Below are 17,477 nucleotides of genomic sequence, written 5' to 3'. Positions count from 1 at the left end.
CAAGTTTTGTTTTCAAGAACTTTCAATCGCAAATAATTTACGCAAATAATTTAATTAAGCAGCAAGCAAAGTTTAGTTAAGTATCGAGCAATGCTTAATTAAGTAGCAAATATGTCGTAATCTTAAAAACATGAGAATTGCACGTTTTTCCTATAATGAAGTTCCTCAATACGCTTTCGTTCAAAAAGACGAAACCGACGGTAAAGATTATTTAGTAGCGCTTGAAGGGCATCCTTTAAGCCCGCAAGGAGTTAAGCCAACTGGTAAACGTTACGCGTTGGATGCGGATGGCGTGCGCTTGCTTGTGCCTGTAATTCCTTCAAAAGTGTACGGATTGGCGAAAAATTACGATACGCGTTCCGATGATGAGCGCGCTGCTTCTTCTGCGGCATCTTCGCATACTGCTGCAGATATGGTGATTTTTACAAAGCCAAGCACTTCTGTAATTGGTCCGGACGATCCAATTGTGATTCCTGCTTGCTCAAACGACATGAATTTTGAGCCAGAAGTGGCAGTTGTTATGGGCAAAATCGCCAAAAATGTGACGGCAGATACCGCAATGAATTACGTTTTTGGCTTTACTTGCGTAAACGACGTAACTTTACGAGATTGCGCAGGTAGCGACCCAATGTGGACGCGCGCAAAAGGTTTCGACACTTCTTGCCCACTTGGACCTTGGATTACAACCGAGCTAAATTGGCGCGATGCACATATTTCATTTACGCTTAATGGTGAAAATGTGCCAGAAGCCGACGGCACTACAGCTCGACTTATTCACAGTATTCCTGAACAAATTGCTGCAATTTCAAGCTTCTCAACGCTTCTTCCAGGAGATGTGATTTTGACAGGAACTCCATACCCAGCTGGAACTTTACGCGCTGGTGACGAAGCGATTGTGCACGTAGATGGTATTGGCTCGCTGCGCAATGTGATTGTGCATGCATAACGGCAATAAAAGTAAAAGATAGCAATGAGAAACTAGGCAAAACTTAAGACTACACAAATGCGCGTGGGCCAAAGATTGCCGAACCAATTCGGACCATCGTTGAGCCTTCGGCAATCGCCCACGCAAAATCGCCGGACATTCCCATCGAAAGCTCTAATTTTGCAGAGTTTCCATCATGATCTTGCGCGAGTTGTTCACTCACACAATCTCTAATTTCTCGCAATTTTGCGAAACCACTTCTCACTATTTTTTCATCATCCACGCGCGCTCCGAGCGTCATAAATCCGTGCAAATGAAGCGCCGGAAGACTAGATATAGCGAGCGCTTCGTCAATCGCACGTTCTGGCGCACATCCGGATTTTGTAGCTTCTCCCGAAACGTTCACTTCCAACATAACGTCTACACCAAGTCCCAGATTTTGCGCGCGAGCAGATATTTTTTGCGCAAGATCAATGCCGTCAACCGACTGAATACCATTTGCAAGCGGCAAGACTTTGTTTATTTTATTGCTTTGCAACTGACCAATTAAATAGAGCGGAATTTCGCCGTTTACACCAACGCTTAAACGTTCTCTAGCAGCTTCCGCGCGTAAAATTTCGGCTTTTGCAACGATTTCTTGCGGGCGATTTTCCCCAATTACACGCACTCCGGCTTTAAGCGCTGCCATAATTTCGCCAACATCTCGCGTTTTAGTCGCGGCAAGTAGCGTAACAGATCCAGCTTTGCGCCCATAATGCGATTCGGCTTGAGCAATGACGTCTTGCATGCTGTGCACACCGTCGGCAATTTGACGCGCACGAACACAATCGACCCCAGTATTCGCTAAATCTTTTTGCGTCATATATGCCATTTATTGCCCCCAATCTAATCTCATAAAAAATAGTCACACTAATTGAGGAATTTTATCACTATATTTACGACGTGCAGCTTCTGCAGTAACTCCAAGTGCGCGACCTATTGTATTCCAAGACTGACCATTTTTGCGGCTTTTGTACACAGCCTCATTTATCTCTTTTTCAATTGCGTGACGGCGATAATTCAATCTGCTCAATTCACGAGATGGATCCCAGCGAGAATCCAAAGTTGGATCTCCTGGATCTGGTTCCGATTTTGCTTCCATTTCTCTTGAAATAATCTCGCCATATTCCGCAAGATCTTTTTGCTCTTCTTTACTCAATTCACTAAATTTCATTTCAACCCTTCCTTTTCCCATTTTAAATACATAGTTTAGTCAAGGAAGGGCACGGATTTGTCGGCTAGGTTTGTGTGAACAGAATCCCACGGCGTTTCGTCGCTTTCAAATAACGCGAGAGCATCGGCAGCACTCATATCTACCGGTTGATTTTGACTAGGCTTTTTGTATCCCAAAAGATACATGCAGTAGCCGATCATGCGCTCTGCGCTCCAGCCAGCTTCTCGAAGCGCACCAACATCAAGCGAATGTTTACTTTTGGCAAGCCTCTCGCCTTGAGCGTTATCAATTAGCGGCAAATGCGCAAATTGCGGACGCACATAATGCGTACCGTGAGCCGCAAAAAATCCCGATTTTTCAAGCAGCTCACCAATCCAAATCTGCAACGCTGCCGAACGCAACAAATCACGTCCGCGCACAATGTCATTTACTCCGCTCAAAACATCGTCAACAACAACCGCAAGCTGGTACGAAAAAACGCCATCAGCGCGGCGAATCACCATGTCCCCCAAATCGCGATTAATATTAAAAGATTGCGTACCAAAAATCGCATCTTCAAAATCAATATTTGCTTGCCTCGAATCAGTCGAGGGAACAGCAAGCCTTAAAGAATGTTGCTGATTATTTTGCAAACGCTTTTTGATTTGCGCCAAACCTTGCGCGTTTTTACGAAGATTTCTGCACGTACCCGGGTAACGTATAAAACCGTCGCCTTCCTGCGGAGCTGCGATTGCGCGAATATCGGAACGCGAGCAAAAACATGGGTAGATTAGCGAATTTCCGTCGTCGTCTTGCAAAGATTCTAGGGATTCAAGAGCTTCTTGGTAGATTGCAGTGCGCTCATGCTGATAAGTTGGCTCGCCAACCCAATCAAGCCCAACCCAACGCAAGTCGTCAATCACTCGCGCGCTAGCATCCTTTGGCATGCGCGCAATATCAAGATCTTCCAAACGCAAAATCATGTGGCCGCCTTGCGATTTTGCAGAAAGCCAAGCCGCAAGCATAGCAACCATGTTTCCAATATGCATACGCCCGGAAGGAGTAGGCGCAAAACGCCCAATTGCAATAGTTGACTTAGAAAACATGATTTCGTCTTTCTTAAAATCTTTCTTAATATCTTTTCCAATATCTTTCTTAATAAGCACAAGTTTGCAAAGTATAAACTTGCAAAACAAAAAGCGCGTAACGCATTCATACTAGCATTACGCGCTTCTTACAATCGCAATAAACCGCAATCAATCATAATCAATCACAGTTACAAGCAAATGGTTTTATGCAAATAACGACTTATACATAACCACACCCAAGATTGCGCCGGCAATAGGAGCAATAACCGGAATCCACGCTTCACCCCAGCGAGAAGATCCCTTATGCGGAATTGGCAAAATTTCGTGAAGCAAACGCGGCATAAGATCACGAGCAGGATTCAAAGCAGGACCAGTTGGGCCGCCCATAGAAGTCACCAAACCCCAAACAACGAAGCCAACAACGATTGAAGCACCGGCCAAATTCTTCTCACCCCAAGGAGAAGTAAGGCAGCAAAGTGCAGCTAGAACAAGCACAAGCGTGCCGAAGAATTCGTTAAGGAAGTAGTTAAGTTTGTTGTTATAAGCATCCGTAGTGCAGAAAGTGCCAAGAATAGCTCCTGGCTCCTCAGTTTCGTTGTAGTGCGGTAAATAAGTTACGTACACAATAAGCTGGCCAACCAATGCACCCAAAAGCTGTGCAACAATATATGGAAGTACGTTTGCCCAAGGGAACATTCCGCAAACTGCTTGCGCAATTGTCATAGCAGGATTGATATGCGCGCCGGAAATTCCGCCAAACATGAGCACTGGGAACATAACACCAAAACCGTAGCCCATAGCAATATTTAACCAACCAGCATGGTGTCCTTTAGTATTTTTTAATTCAACGTTTGCAACAGCACCGTTTCCGAAAATCATAAGAATAGCAGTGCCAATAAATTCTGCAGCCAACGTTGCCATAAACGAATGTTGCATGGTCTTTCGATCCTTCTTACCTGTTTCAAACTCCACACACGTAATCACGCGTATAAATAACGACTCGTCGCTTAACAATCGTCCAACAACTCGCAATTGCGATTAGCACAGCATGGAACACAATATATTCTCATTTTCAAAGAAGCTAAGAAAATGAATTCCAACAATTATTCTTTGATAGTTTCCCTTATGCGTGCGACAGCCTGCATGAGCAGTAAAATCGCCCCCACATCAAAAGAGGCTCGCCACTTTGACGAGCCTCTTATCTACAAAAACAATATCTGCGGTTTCATCTGCACAACATCCTCGTTGCAACGGTTCAAGTCTTAAATATCCCGTCCAACGTCCACGGATTCTATATCCATACACTTTTGTGGGTTACCGCTATCTCTTTTTTGTTTTTGTAATTATTATTATCATCGTTTTTCGCCTAATAGTAAAGAGCAAATTAGCCTTTGTTAACATATTGTCACTACTGTTCAATTGCACACGAAAAATCGCAACTCTTGCGGCATTTTGTGAACATGCAAAGGTTGTCATGTGAATTTACGTTCACATCGCACAGCCATCGGCGTGTTGCGATACGATCTAAGAGCGGCGGCGCAAAGGTCAGTTTATCCTTTGCCGTCCTCTTGACAATGACGCGCCGTCGCACTCAACTAGCAATACTCCTCAAAAATCAGTCTTATTAAAAATCAATCTCAACTCGACTTCAAATTGTAACGACATTGCAATTAAATACCCTCTCACAACATCGACACTCAGTCGCGCACTTCTCTTACAGCGCATACAATTACAGAGTATGGTACAAATTTTTGACGCTCCCTCAAAGGCGATTCTGCGCGGTCAAATTGCAGAGCACATCGCCGAAGACGAAAAGGCAGAAAAACGTGAAGCTCGTGAGGGCGAGTTACCGTTGCCAAAAGATCGGTTCTTTGATCGAGAATTAAGCTGGTTGAAATTTAATCGCCGCGTGCTTGAGTTGGCACAAAATACCGATTTACCACTACTTGAACGCGCTAATTTTGCTGCTATCTTTGCGTCAAATCTCGACGAATTCTTTATGGTTCGAGTCGCAGGCTTAAAGCGTCGCATCGATTCCGGCATAGCAGTAACTGCAGCATCTGGATTAAGCCCTCGTCAGCAGTTGCGCGCTATTAGCGAGGTTACTCACCGCCGCCAAGATGAACATGCACATTATGTGATTGATCATATTCTCCCTGAGCTTGCGAAACAGCGCATTGTTTTGCTCAGCTGGGATAAGCTTACGGACTCAGAAAAGGCTCGCTTGTCTGATTACTACAAAAAGCAAGTTTTCCCTGTTCTTACGCCTCTTGCAGTGGATCCTGCTCACCCATTCCCATACATTTCCGGCAAGTCTATTAACTTGGCTGTTATCGTCGAAAATCCAAATTCTGGAAAGTCGCATTTTGCGCGTGTAAAAATTCCAGATAATTTGAACCGTCTTGTACCAGTTGACGATTTAACAGACGAAGAAGGTCGCGAAGAGCGCTACGGCTTCATCACTATGGAAAAGCTGATTGCAGCACACTTGGAATCGCTTTTCCCAGGCATGATTATTAAGGAAGCTCGTTCCTTCCGCGTTACACGCAACGAGGATATTGACGTTGAGGAAGATGACGCAGAAAATCTGCTCAACGCTATGGAGAAGGAACTTCTTCGCCGCCGCTTTGGACCGCCAATTCGTTTGGAAATTTCTAACGAGGCCAGCCCATTCCTTTCTCAGCTTCTTGCAAATCAACTTCGCGTAAGCCCTGAGGAAGTCTATCGCTTGCCTTCGCCGCTTGATATGACGGTATTGTTTGAATTGCAGGCGCTTGATCGCCCAGATTTGAAGTATCGTCCGTTCATTCCTACTACGAACCGTCAGATTGCGGAAGTTGAAACTAGCCACGCGCAAGATATTTTCGCTTCTATTCGCGAGCATGACATTTTGTTGCATCATCCTTACGATTCGTTCTCTACTTCTGTGCAGGCATTCCTCGCGCAGGCTGCTGCGGATCCAAAAGTACTTGCAATTAAGCAGACTTTGTACCGTACGTCTAGCAATTCGCCAATTATTGACGCTCTTGTTGACGCAGCCCACGCCGGAAAGCAGGTACTCGCGCTGGTTGAGATTAAGGCACGATTTGACGAGGACGCAAATATTGCTTGGGCTCGTAAGCTTGAGCGCGCAGGCGTTCACGTTGTGTACGGCATTGTTGGTTTGAAGACTCACTGCAAGCTTTCACTCGTGGTACGCCAAGAAGCAGAAGGGTTGCGTCGCTACTGCCACGTTGGCACAGGTAATTACAATCCTAAGACTGCTCGCCTTTACACGGATTTGGGATTGCTTACTTGCGATCCTGTAGTCGGACAGGATTTGACTCGCTTGTTTAACCAGCTTTCCGGTTATGCTCCAAAGTCAAGCTTCCATCGCTTGCTTGTAGCTCCACGAACAGTTCGCACTGGCATTATTCAGCGTATTCACCGTGAGGAAGCCGCAGCACTTGCTGGCAAGGAAGCATGGATTAAGATTAAAGTCAATTCCGTAGTTGATGAGCAAACTATTGACGCTTTATACCGTGCTTCTCAAGCTGGCGTGAAGATTGATATTGTTGAGCGTGGAATTTGCTCACTGAAGCCTGGCATTGAGGGATTGAGTGAGAATATTCGCGTTCGCTCTATTCTTGGTCGATTCCTTGAGCACAGCCGTATTTACGCATTCGCTAATTCTTGTGGCCCGCAGATTGGTGACGGTCCTGCAAGTGGTCCAGAAGTGTGGATTGGCTCTGCAGATTTGATGCACCGCAATCTTGATCGTCGAGTTGAAACCCTAGTTCGCATTACTGCGCCTGATCAAGTTGAAGCATTAATTCAGTATGTTGATTTGCAAATGGCTAATTCTACAGTTTCCTGGTGGATGGATGGCGACGGCACGTATACCTTGCATTCTCGCGATAAGGAAGGCCGTCCGCTCGTTGACAGCCAGGCTTACTTGATTCATACTCACACGCGTAAGCCTCGCGGTGCGAACTAATCGCAAGTAATTAACAAACAATAAACAAGAGTCAGATTCAGTAACATGTTTCTGGCTCTTGTTGTGTTTATTATTCCTTCTAAACCGCCTAAATCTCAAGCGTTCCAGCGGCCAAATTGCCAGCCACAAACGGCATGAAATAAAATGGCATGGTCGCAATTTTCTGATTTGCGTCATAACCATAATTATTTTTAGAAACTTTTATTGCGAACTCAAACTTGTTATGCATTGCAAACTTATTTAGAGAATTAAGTGTTCCTCTGCCTTTTTTAACATCAATCGGGAAAAGTTTGTTATTTGATTCAACTATAAATTCCAATTCTGAATCTGATTTTCCGCGCCAATAAAACAGTTTTAAACCATTTGCGCTAAGTTCGTTTGCAACGTAATTTTCGAAGAAAATGCCAGATAGCGTATTGTCTCTTTCGTTTGAAATAAAAGATGCTGCATTCACTCCGCTTTGATACGAGAACATGCCGATATCGCACAAAAATAGTCGGAAATTGCTTTCGTTTTCTTGCATAAGTGGCATAGTTATATGCTCTTTGAGTTGGAACGACTGATTAACAATATGAGTCATAAGCAGCCACTGAATAGACGTTGCAAAATCTCTAGTCCTACCGTCTTTTTTAATAAGACCGGCTGAAAAGTTTTTTGACTCCTTATTAAGCTCCCTAAAAATATTTTCAAATAGAAGCCGAGATCTTAAAATTGACTCACTGCTTGCCTGATACAATTCCATGTCCGCAAGATAATTGTCATACAGCGAGCGCAAAATCTCACGCGTTTCTAGTAAATCTTTGCGCTCAATATATGCTTCTACCGCTTCTGGCATGCCTCCAATTAGCAGATATTTATACACTTCATTTAACGCAAGATTGTGAATTTCTGTAGGCAGCGCCTGCTTAGAATCATATGCTTCGCGCACCTTTGTGTAGAGAAGACTGTTGTTATTTAGTAGGAATTCACCAAAAGTCATTGGATAGATTGTTATCTGGTCGATTTTTCCTACAGGAAAAAGGAATTGGTCTTTTGCTGTTTTTTCAGCATTCTGCTTGCGAGATTCGCGATGCAATTTAATACGCACCATTGAGCCCGTTGCAATTACGTGAATTTTTCTAAAATCTTGGCAAAAATATTTAAGCGACGAAATAATGTTTGGACATTCTTGAATCTCGTCAAAAATCAGCAACGTGCTTTCATTTATAGGCTTTGAAAATCGCAAAGACAAGTATTCGATAATTTTTTCTGCGTTTGCTGTGCTTTCGCAAAAGTTACGAACCTCATCTTCTTTTTTAAGATCGATGTAAATATAACTATTTTTATAATATTTTTCCGCAAAAAGTTCTTTTACTAGATATGTTTTACCAACCTGGCGCGCACCCCATATAATTAGCGGCTTACGATTCGGTTTTATGTTCCAGGCGATTAATTTTTGTAATGCTAGTCGTTCCATGGCTTACTCTTTTTATTGTTGCTATTACAGCGATTATACCATTATTTGCCAGTTTTAGGATGTTTTTTGAGCAATTATTTGCCAGTTTTGGCATGTTTTTTACAACACCATTTGCCAGTTTTGGGAATTTTGGGTTACATAACAAAATATCTGATTTATTCAGCACATCTGCATCACAGTCATAAATGGGGTATCACAGTCACGGAAGTCAAAATGACTGTCATAAGTCTACGCATCTCGGTCAAAATACGTAAGCTCACTGTCAAAATATAGTAAATCATGTTCAAAATCGAAAAAATGACAGTCATGCATATGAAATCACTGTCATAGACGAGAAAAATGACAGTCACAGCACTTTCGTCACAGTCATAACCGTAATAAACGTAAGCAGCGCAAATATACGAAAATCAGCAACTAAATTGACTCTAACCAAATGGGCAAATAATCGAATTGCAATAAATAACCAAGCGCAACTAAAATTCGCGAAAGAAAAACGCTAAAATAGTGAATATGAGTGCAGTAACGACGCAATACGTTGAAGCAGCTGGCGGGATTATTTATCGCAAGCGCAATAGTACAAACAGCTCAAACGCAGGCGAAGATGCAAAAACAGGCAGCAGTGCAATAAAGCCTAGCGACGACGACTTTGAACTTTGCCTTGTTTACCGTCCTAAATATGACGATTGGAGCTGGCCAAAAGGAAAGAACGAGCCGAACGAATCGCATCGCCACACAGCTGTGCGCGAAGTTGGAGAAGAAACAGGATATTCAGTCGCGCTCGGCCCGCACATCGCCAAAATAGAGTATCCACTTGAGCATGAAGGCAAAAAACAAGCCTCTAAAAACGGCAACGCATCACGCAATTCTCAGCCGGAAGTAATAAAGCGAATCCACTACTGGATGATGCGCTTAATCGATAAGCCAACTGCAGCGAAGCGTCTTCCTGCTTTCGGACCAATTAAGCCAGCTAAGCCTACTGAAATTGGCAATGTTTTATGGCTTACTCCTTCTCAAGCGCGCAAAAAACTTACTCACGATAGCGACCGCGAAGTGCTGGATGCTTTCTTAGAAAAGCTCCACGCAGGTCAAGCAGAATATAGCACGCTGCTTCTGGTGCGTCACGGAAAAGCTGAGTCTCGAAAAACTTGGCAAGGAAGCGAAGCCACTCGACCAATCACACCTCTTGGAGCAGCCACCTCCTACGCTCTAGGTCGCGAACTTGCCTGCTACGCGCCGAATAAAATCATATCGTCACCTTGGAAGCGTTGCGTTGAAACGGTTGCGGCTTTTGCGCACGACTCTTCACTTCCAATAGAACAAGTTGCGGAACTTACTGAAGATCATCACGAGAAACAACCAAAATCTACGCTATCTGTGCTTATAAAAGAAATACAAAATCTTGAGTGCAACGCACAAAATACAAGCGAAACTAGCAATGTAAGCACAGCCAACAGCACAAGCTTAGCCAACAGCGCAACAGTCATATGCTTGCACCGACCGGTTATTGGCACTTTCTTCGATTATTTGCGCGAAATAACAAAACCTAGAGCTCACAAGCGCATACTCAGTCAAAAATCTCCATACATGCCTACAGGAAGCGCAATAGTTTTGCACATAATTAATACCCCTAAAGGTGCTCGCATTATTGATATTGAAAAGGTTCTGCCAAGTGTCTACTAGTTTAAATTCACAATCGAGTTCTATTCATTCAAGCAGATCTGCTTTTATGCCAAGCCCTACTGGAGCTGCCCGTCCAAGCCGGCCTGCACAAATGGATCCTGCAATGCTAGCACAGATTGAAGGCGGCACAGACCCGCAGGTTGTAAACGAAATTAGCCACACCTCCGCCGCCGTTTTGCTTAACCGCGTTCATAAAACGCAGTCACCGGAAATCGTTGAACGCGTGCTGAATTTGGTTGAGAATGAAGGCATTGAAGTTATTGCAGATTTGTGGAGTAGCGCTGAAGCGGAATCTATTCCTGGAATGTTGTGGCGACTGTATTTACTGCGCATGTCGCTACGAAAACAGCGCGAAGCTTACGCTGAGTACTGGAGTCTTGGCGAGCCTGAAACAACAAGCGCTTCAGCTATTACAGGAATTGACGACGCTCCTACTGGAGAAGACATTGCACGACTTGCAGATTCTATTCTTTCTGGCGCTTTTACAGGCGATTTTGCTGTAGCGCTTTACCGATCTTCAGCTTTTACTTCGATTATTGCACGCGGAATGCGAGTTTACGCAAAAAAGTTAGACGAGCAAGCAAATACAATACACACGCAGAAAATTGCAAAGATTTTGCACATATCCGCGAATATGAACGCACTTTCGTTATCTTTTGCTCATGGTGCAAAATTGTGGCGCGCAGGAAAGTTGGAATAAATTATTTGCGATTAAAATTGTGCGGCGCGTGAAAACAGAAAACAAGGTATACTCAAAATGATGCTGGCTTGTGTTTAAGCCCCGGGCTCCATTTTTTGCCGCTGCGAGCGGCGTTTGCGCCGACAGGCGCTTTCGCAAGTCAGTATCGTTTCTGTTCTGAGCCTTGAATTTTAAGTTTCAGATTTTAGATTTTGCTAAATAAGTTTAAATAAAATATATTTTTACTCAACATTTGTTTATATTTCGTGCAAAAATAACGGCACGCCGATAGCTTAACATGCCATGCTTGCATTACCCTAGAAAGTATGGATCTTCATGTTTTACATCATCCGCTGGTGGACCACAAGCTCACCGTTTTGCGTGATAAGAATACACCTTCTAACATTTTCCGCGAGTTGGTTTCCGAATTGGTAACCCTCGAAGCATACGAAGCAACCCGCAATTTGGAAGTTAGCGATCGCGAGATTGAAACTCCTATTTGCAAGATGACTGGCAAGCATTTGAACCGCCCACGCCCAATGGTTGTGCCGGTTTTGCGTGCTGGCCTCGGCATGCTCGATGGCATGACTCGCCTTCTTCCAACCGCTGAGGTTGGATTCCTTGGCATGAAGCGCGACGAGCAGACACTCGATATTGTCACTTATGCCAACCGTTTGCCAGAAGATTTGACCGGTCGTCAATGCTTCCTTCTTGACCCAATGCTTGCCACTGGTGGCACTCTTATTGCTGCTACGCATTATTTGGCGGAGCGCGGCGCTAAGGACGTTACTGCTATTAACATTTTGGCAGCTCCAGAAGGCTTAGAGCGCTTGGAGAAGGAGATTGATCCTTCTATTGACTTTAAGGTTGTTGTTTGCGCTGTTGACGAGCATTTGAACGACAAAGCTTATATCGTTCCAGGTCTTGGCGATGCTGGCGATCGCTTGTATGGCTTAATCGACTAATAGTCACTAGCTAAATCAAACGAAAACTAGAATCAAAAACTAAAATTCAAAACTACAAAACAGCCTGCTGATTTGCAACACTTTGCAAGTTCAGCAGGCTTTTGTGTTTATCAATCAATAAAAAAACCTGTTTGTTGTCAGGTTAAAAGGTAACTCACACGTTATTACAGGTTTTTTCTTTCAGAGCAAGTTCTATAAGCTTATCCGTGTAATCAGCCATAAATAACGGAATATTCAACATGTCATCATCTAGTTTTAGATTATTCAGCGAGAATCGTATACGTAATTTCGTTTGATTAGGGAATAATTCTTTAAACTTTTTCAAACTTCTACTATTAATATTTGCTTCAGATTTAACCTCAATAGGGAAAATATCATTTTCTCGTTGAATAAGGAAATCCACTTCATACGGCGGATTTGTTTGAGACCAGTATCTAGGCGTCACTTCAAATTGAGTAAGTAGCGCTTGCAAAACATAATTTTCTGTTAAAGCACCCTTAAACTCAGTAAACAGCCTATTGCCTTCCTTAAATGCAGTAGGAGCAAGTTGTGCTAATCGCCTTAACAAACCAACATCTGCCAGATAAATCTTAAAAGCAGATATATCATCATAAGCAGCAATAGGTAAATTCGGCGTAGTATTTCTATAAATTTTATACACCAATTGTGCCGACACAAGCCACTGCAAAGCGTCTTCATATTCTCTTGCCCGTGCACCATTTTTAACAACTTTATACAAGAATTTTTTGTTTTCACGCGCAAGTTGAGATGGAATAGAATTCCAAATCATTGATATTTTTGGAAATTCACTAACCTTAGGATGTTTTGCAAAATCTCGTTCATAAGCTGTTATAATCTCAAACAATGTCTCTTGCATTGCGTTCACATCTCGCGCTTTAGCCCACATCAAAACTGACTCAGGCATGCCTCCTGTAACATAATACATTTTTAATTTCTCGTATAACGGGTTAAAAAATGCGTCTGGAATCGGCTCTATTTTATCGATTTGTTCAATAAACTTCGCTAGATTTTCATCTCCATTAGCAAGTAAAAACTCCGTGAAATTCATTGGGTTTATTTGCATAAAATTAACTTTTCCAACTGGGAATGAAGATGGTTTTGCAAGCGTTATTCCAAGCAACGATCCAGCGCAAGCAACATGATATTGCGGAGCATTTTCACAAAAATATTTCATCGAGTTTATTACTTCTGGACAGTCTTGAACCTCGTCAAATATAATAAGCGTGTTTTCTGGTTCGATTTTTTGACCACTTGCAAGCATTAGGTTTTGTAAAATTCGCTCCACATTTTTAGTGGTTTCAAAGAATTGCTTATATTCTTTGTTTTCGTCGAAGTTAAAATAAGCAATATTTTTGTAGTAAAGCTTACCAAATTCTTTTAGTACCCAAGTTTTACCAACTTGACGCACGCCTTTTAATATCAATGGTTTACGATATGGTGAGTTCTTCCATGCTAAAAGTTTGCTCATAATCAGCCTTTTCATGATTACTCACCTTTCATCTTGCGTTACGCTATTAGATATTGCAGCCGTATTAACGCTTGGCTGTTTCTACGCTTAGCTTCACTGATGTTCCGTTATATTTTGCGTTAACTTTTATCGTGTATCACATTATTATATATGTTTTGGTGCATTTAATCACATAATTATACATATTTTAGTGTTTTTTATCACATAACTATACGCATTGAGTAACACTCAGCATAAAATAAAATAAAATAATCAATCAAATTTCTACTAAATCATGCATACACCTATGTTCATTCACCGCGGACGAGTTACAGCCACTTCGCGAGCACGCTCGGCTAATTCGTCTAGTTTAGCGAGCTCCGCGCGTTGAGCATCAGTTTGCTTGGGCGAAAATTCGCCGTAACGATTTTGCACAGCAGTACGGATTAAAAAGTCAGCCAGACGCGGATTTTTCGGCAAAACTGAGCCGTGCATATACGTCCCAATAACGTTGTATTTGCGCGCTCCTTCCGTGTGATCTTTGCCATTATTACCGCAATTTTCACTATCAACCAAGCCAAGTGGCTGCGTTCCATCTTCCAAGCTTGTGCGCCCAGAATGGTTCTCGTAGCCCACAATATCGCCAAAATCGGCGCTATGCTCCACAAGATTTCCAATCATGCGCACATCTTGACCAACCGTATGCTCTCCAAGTATGCCAATTCCTTGAAGTTTTTGTCCTTCAACGGTTTCAAAATACTCTCCAAAAAGCTGGTAAAGACCACAAATCATAAGCATTGGAACACCATCTTCTGCAAGCCCACGAATCGCGTCCGCGCGCGCAAATAAATCTTCCGTAACTCTGCTCTGACCATGATCTTGACCACCTCCGCCAAGAATCATATCCACGCGCTCTGGCCATAAATCACCAACGTTGTACTCGTGTAGCACAGGCTTGTAACCGTACAATTCCGCTCGGCGCATAATCGTAAGCACATTGCCATAGTCGCCGTAAATATTCATGTCTTTTGGATATAGCGACACAATATCTAGCACGCGATTTTCGTTTTCAAAAGTAGCATTTGCTTTACTAATATCACTGGAACCATTCATGACTATTACTTTCCAACTCCAACGTCTTTAACTTCCGCAAGTTGCGCTAAAGCCGCGCGCACGCGAAGCATTGCAGTATATGTGCAATATATACGCTTAGCGTTTTTAGCATTGCCACTAAAATCGCCATTTACAAAAGCTTTAGTATCTTCTTCTAAATCCGTATTCACATTGCGAGCCGAGACTTTATCGTATTGCAGCCTCAAAGCCATATCCCATGCGCGAGTACCAGAAACACACGCAACTCCAGTACCACTAAAGCTTGCAAAATCAACGTCCCACAGCCAGCTCATGTCTCTACCGTCAGCGTATTCGTCACAAATTGCAATCATGGTATCGTGATTTTTCGGATGATCCGAAGCAATCGCAAGTCTAAAACCAATAGGATTCTTCACTAAAACAAGCTCAACAGGAGCGCCATTAACTTCAATTACTTCGCCTCTACCAAAAGCAGGAGTTACGTGAGAAATCGCTTCCATAAGCGCATCGTCGTCGAATTTTTGCAGCGTAGAATTTTGTTTTGCAGCGTCCGCCAAGATAGCACGAACTACCGTTGCTGCAGCAGCAGCGTTGAAAATATTGTAAGCGCCGTCGAGTTTTACAGATGTGGTTTTACGCTTGCCATCAAGTATAAACTCAGCCTCATGATCTCCAACTTTTGAAAGCACAACGTCTGCTTTAGGAAGATTGTTAGCCTTGCTTTCTGCAACATCTTCGCAATTTTCGCTTTTTTCAGAACTATTGTGCAAATCATCATCCGTCGGGAACATGCTTTTTACAGCGTCATCCAAACCAAAATATTGCACGCGAGTGCCGGAAGGAACAAAGCTTGCGAGCGCGCGAATACGCGGATCTTCACGATTTAGCACTACTGTTCCTTCGGTTGCAGCAGCTACGTTGCTTAATAGTTTTGCAGTTGTATCAATTTCGCCAAATCGGTCGAGTTGATCTCGCATAACGTTTAGCAATAAAGAGTAACGAGGTTTGACTTGATTTACAAAATGCACTGCGTACGCTTCGTCGAGCTCTAAAACTGCAATATCCGCATTTAGTTTTGTGCCAAAAGCCGGCATTGTTTTTGCAAGAGCTGCCACTACTCCTCTAGTAAAGTTTGAACCGGTTGGATTAGTAAATACGTTAAGTCCTGCGTCTCGCAGCATAGAAGTTACCATACGTGTTGTAGTAGTTTTGCCATTAGTACCAGAAATCAACACTATTCCGCACGGCAATGCTGCAAGAGTGCGCGCTAAAAAGCCAGAATCAAGACTCTCAATAACTTTACCTGGCAATGCGCTTCCACCATGGTGAAGCAGCCTAGAAAGCGCGCAAACAAGTTTACCAACAGCAGGCATGGCAAAACTGTACCAATGCTTACGTAAATCTTTGCGAAACTTTTTATGCGATTTGCAATCACCGCTTAACATACTCAATCACACTCCCGCCTGCTGGTAGTCTTGCGGCATATCCATAAACTTGGAAGTTGCACCAAGGAACGCAAGATTAAACGTGTCTGTAGGGCCGTTACGATGCTTTGCCATAATAATATCGGCTTCGCCTGGGCGATCTTCCTTATTGTAAAAATCAGGGCGATGTACTAGGAACACCACATCGGCATCTTGCTCGATAGAACCAGATTCACGCAAATCCGAAAGCTGCGGCTTCTTATCGTTTCGCATTTCTGGCCCACGGTTAAGCTGACTTAGAGCAACAACCGGCACTTCAAGCTCTTTAGCAAGCAACTTCAGCGCACGCGAGAATTCCGAAACTTCTTGCTGACGGCTTTCCACACGCTTGCCAGAACTCATAAGCTGAAGATAATCAATAACTACCAGTTTCAAATCATTCGTCTGTTTGAGCCTACGACATTTTGCACGAATTTCCATCAAGCTCATATTGGGACTGTCGTCAATAAAAAGCGGAGCGTTCTGCATTTTTGTCCAGAAATTATTGAGAGTATTCCAACGATCTGGAGTAATATCTTCTGCTCTTCGCATGGCAGCGAGTGGAATATTAGTTTCTGCAGCAATAATACGTTGAGCTAATTCTACTTTGCTCATTTCTAGAGAGAACACAATAGATGTCATATTGTGGTGAAGAGCAGCTGAACGAGCGAAATCAATGCCAAGTGTTGACTTACCCATAGCTGGGCGACCAGCAACAACAATCATTTGACCCGGCTGCAAACCCTGCGTAACTTCGTCAATATCACGAAATCCTGTTGGCACACCCTGCTCAAGCTCATGATTTTGTAATTTATCGAGTTGATCAAGAGTATTTTGTAAAACTGGGCCGATAGCAACATAATCTTGACGCACTTTGCCAGCGCTCATTTCATACACTTCTGATTGCGCAAGATTCACAATATCTTCCGCTTGAACACCAGAAGCAGAATAGCCCATTTGTGCAATTTTAGTGCCAGCAGTAATAACATTACGTAATATGGCATTTTGGTGCACAATATCCGCATAATACATTGCGTTTGCAGCTGTTGGCACGGAAGCTACTAAGCTGTGCAAATAGTCAGCTCCACCAACTTTATCGAGATTTCCATCCTTCATTAATTCGTTGGCTACCAGCACAACATCAACAGGTTGGGATCCTGCAAAAAGCGTAAGAATAGCATCGTAAATTGTTTGATGCTGCGGTTGGTAAAAATCCGCTGTTTCTAGTACCTGCGATACTTCGCCAATAGCATCTTTGCTCATCAGCATTCCACCAAGCACTGCCATCTCCGCATCAGCATCGTGTGGAGGAACTCGATCAAACAAGGTAGCACCACTTGTTTCATCAGCATTACGAGACGCACCAGAACCATATATTGGGGCGCCAACATTGCCACCGCGATTACTTCCAGAGTGACTTACATTGCCCTTAGTAGACTGCCACATATCATTATCTGCCATAAAAACGAGTATAAGCGCGCGCACGTATTACA

General features: G+C 43.2%; 14 protein-coding genes. 5 read left to right on the top strand and 9 right to left on the bottom strand.

The window, feature by feature from the left end; all coding sequences use genetic code 11:
• Window positions 1-130: 130 nt before the first annotated feature.
• Window positions 131-946, top strand: a complete 816-nt coding sequence (locus HMPREF3208_RS00895; protein ID WP_064346757.1) for a fumarylacetoacetate hydrolase family protein — start codon at window positions 131-133, stop codon at window positions 944-946.
• 49 nt (window positions 947-995) lie between these two features.
• On the opposite strand, the gene HMPREF3208_RS00890 is transcribed toward HMPREF3208_RS00895, so the two are convergent.
• The 4 genes from HMPREF3208_RS00890 to HMPREF3208_RS00875 form a co-directional block, all read right to left on the bottom strand.
• Window positions 996-1,796, bottom strand: a complete 801-nt coding sequence (locus HMPREF3208_RS00890) for a YggS family pyridoxal phosphate-dependent enzyme (RefSeq protein ID WP_064346755.1) — start codon at window positions 1,794-1,796, stop codon at window positions 996-998.
• 33 nt (window positions 1,797-1,829) lie between these two features.
• Complete coding sequence (locus tag HMPREF3208_RS00885; protein WP_032814559.1) at window positions 1,830-2,138, bottom strand: hypothetical protein; 309 nt, start codon at window positions 2,136-2,138, stop codon at window positions 1,830-1,832.
• Between the two features lie 35 nt (window positions 2,139-2,173).
• The gene (locus HMPREF3208_RS00880; RefSeq protein WP_064346812.1) at window positions 2,174-3,223 is read right to left on the bottom strand and encodes a glutamyl-Q tRNA(Asp) synthetase; all 1,050 of its coding nucleotides are present in this window, start codon (window positions 3,221-3,223) and stop codon (window positions 2,174-2,176) included.
• 186 nt (window positions 3,224-3,409) lie between these two features.
• Window positions 3,410-4,141: an MIP/aquaporin family protein gene (locus tag HMPREF3208_RS00875; RefSeq protein WP_032814561.1), complete on the bottom strand. Its 732-nt coding sequence runs from the start codon at window positions 4,139-4,141 to the stop codon at window positions 3,410-3,412.
• A gap of 802 nt (window positions 4,142-4,943) precedes the next feature.
• Here HMPREF3208_RS00875 and HMPREF3208_RS00870 point away from each other — a divergent pair.
• Window positions 4,944-7,181 carry an RNA degradosome polyphosphate kinase gene (locus tag HMPREF3208_RS00870; RefSeq protein ID WP_016636786.1) on the top strand — a complete coding sequence of 746 codons (2,238 nt, stop codon included), beginning with the start codon at window positions 4,944-4,946 and terminating at the stop codon, window positions 7,179-7,181.
• An 88-nt stretch (window positions 7,182-7,269) separates the two neighbouring features.
• Here HMPREF3208_RS00870 and HMPREF3208_RS00865 read toward each other — a convergent pair whose 3' ends face one another.
• Window positions 7,270-8,637, bottom strand: coding sequence for an ATP-binding protein (locus HMPREF3208_RS00865; protein ID WP_064346753.1), 1,368 nt, complete (start codon window positions 8,635-8,637; stop codon window positions 7,270-7,272).
• A 510-nt stretch (window positions 8,638-9,147) separates the two neighbouring features.
• Between HMPREF3208_RS00865 and HMPREF3208_RS00860 the strand changes: the two genes are divergently transcribed.
• The 3 genes from HMPREF3208_RS00860 to upp all read left to right on the top strand — a co-directional run bounded on the left by HMPREF3208_RS00860 (window position 9,148) and on the right by upp (window position 11,961).
• Window positions 9,148-10,317, top strand: a complete 1,170-nt coding sequence (locus tag HMPREF3208_RS00860; protein WP_064346752.1) for an NUDIX hydrolase — start codon at window positions 9,148-9,150, stop codon at window positions 10,315-10,317.
• Between the two features lie 46 nt (window positions 10,318-10,363).
• The gene (locus HMPREF3208_RS00855) at window positions 10,364-11,017 is read left to right on the top strand and encodes a hypothetical protein (protein ID WP_016636790.1); all 654 of its coding nucleotides are present in this window, start codon (window positions 10,364-10,366) and stop codon (window positions 11,015-11,017) included.
• Between the two features lie 305 nt (window positions 11,018-11,322).
• On the top strand, window positions 11,323-11,961 hold the full coding sequence (upp, locus tag HMPREF3208_RS00850) for a uracil phosphoribosyltransferase (RefSeq protein ID WP_004114100.1): 639 nt from the start codon (window positions 11,323-11,325) through the stop codon (window positions 11,959-11,961).
• A gap of 154 nt (window positions 11,962-12,115) precedes the next feature.
• On the opposite strand, the gene HMPREF3208_RS00845 is transcribed toward upp, so the two are convergent.
• From HMPREF3208_RS00845 to dnaB, 4 genes are all read right to left on the bottom strand, one after another.
• Window positions 12,116-13,465 (bottom strand): ATP-binding protein, encoded by a 1,350-nt coding sequence (locus HMPREF3208_RS00845; RefSeq protein ID WP_064346750.1) that lies wholly within the window; start codon window positions 13,463-13,465, stop codon window positions 12,116-12,118.
• A gap of 279 nt (window positions 13,466-13,744) precedes the next feature.
• Window positions 13,745-14,542, bottom strand: a complete 798-nt coding sequence (locus HMPREF3208_RS00840; RefSeq protein ID WP_064346748.1) for a type 1 glutamine amidotransferase — start codon at window positions 14,540-14,542, stop codon at window positions 13,745-13,747.
• A 5-nt stretch (window positions 14,543-14,547) separates the two neighbouring features.
• Window positions 14,548-15,966, bottom strand: coding sequence for a Mur ligase family protein (locus HMPREF3208_RS00835; protein WP_064346746.1), 1,419 nt, complete (start codon window positions 15,964-15,966; stop codon window positions 14,548-14,550).
• A 6-nt stretch (window positions 15,967-15,972) separates the two neighbouring features.
• Entirely contained in the window at window positions 15,973-17,445 is a 1,473-nt protein-coding gene (gene dnaB / locus HMPREF3208_RS00830) for a replicative DNA helicase (RefSeq protein WP_016636794.1), read from the bottom strand.
• Between the last annotated feature and the right edge of the window lie 32 nt (window positions 17,446-17,477).

This window comes from Gardnerella vaginalis (genome assembly GCF_001546485.1).
In the GTDB taxonomy this organism is placed as follows: Bacteria; Actinomycetota; Actinomycetes; order Actinomycetales; family Bifidobacteriaceae; genus Bifidobacterium; species Bifidobacterium vaginale_D.
Note: the sequence above shows the minus strand (reverse complement) of the source record. Positions and strands in the feature narration are given on the sequence as shown.

Coding starts and splice junctions, on each gene's coding strand:
- HMPREF3208_RS00895 (WP_064346757.1), top strand. CDS start 131: ATGAGAATTGCACGTTTTTCCTATAATGAAGTTCCTCAATACGCTTTC.
- HMPREF3208_RS00860 (WP_064346752.1), top strand. CDS start 9,148: ATGAGTGCAGTAACGACGCAATACGTTGAAGCAGCTGGCGGGATTATT.
- HMPREF3208_RS00865 (WP_064346753.1), bottom strand. CDS start 8,637: ATGGAACGACTAGCATTACAAAAATTAATCGCCTGGAACATAAAACCG.
- upp (WP_004114100.1), top strand. CDS start 11,323: ATGGATCTTCATGTTTTACATCATCCGCTGGTGGACCACAAGCTCACC.
- HMPREF3208_RS00875 (WP_032814561.1), bottom strand. CDS start 4,141: ATGCAACATTCGTTTATGGCAACGTTGGCTGCAGAATTTATTGGCACT.
- HMPREF3208_RS00840 (WP_064346748.1), bottom strand. CDS start 14,542: ATGAATGGTTCCAGTGATATTAGTAAAGCAAATGCTACTTTTGAAAAC.
- HMPREF3208_RS00890 (WP_064346755.1), bottom strand. CDS start 1,796: ATGGCATATATGACGCAAAAAGATTTAGCGAATACTGGGGTCGATTGT.
- HMPREF3208_RS00855 (WP_016636790.1), top strand. CDS start 10,364: ATGCCAAGCCCTACTGGAGCTGCCCGTCCAAGCCGGCCTGCACAAATG.
- HMPREF3208_RS00835 (WP_064346746.1), bottom strand. CDS start 15,966: ATGTTAAGCGGTGATTGCAAATCGCATAAAAAGTTTCGCAAAGATTTA.
- HMPREF3208_RS00870 (WP_016636786.1), top strand. CDS start 4,944: ATGGTACAAATTTTTGACGCTCCCTCAAAGGCGATTCTGCGCGGTCAA.
- dnaB (WP_016636794.1), bottom strand. CDS start 17,445: ATGGCAGATAATGATATGTGGCAGTCTACTAAGGGCAATGTAAGTCAC.
- HMPREF3208_RS00885 (WP_032814559.1), bottom strand. CDS start 2,138: ATGAAATTTAGTGAATTGAGTAAAGAAGAGCAAAAAGATCTTGCGGAA.
- HMPREF3208_RS00880 (WP_064346812.1), bottom strand. CDS start 3,223: ATGTTTTCTAAGTCAACTATTGCAATTGGGCGTTTTGCGCCTACTCCT.
- HMPREF3208_RS00845 (WP_064346750.1), bottom strand. CDS start 13,465: ATGAAAAGGCTGATTATGAGCAAACTTTTAGCATGGAAGAACTCACCA.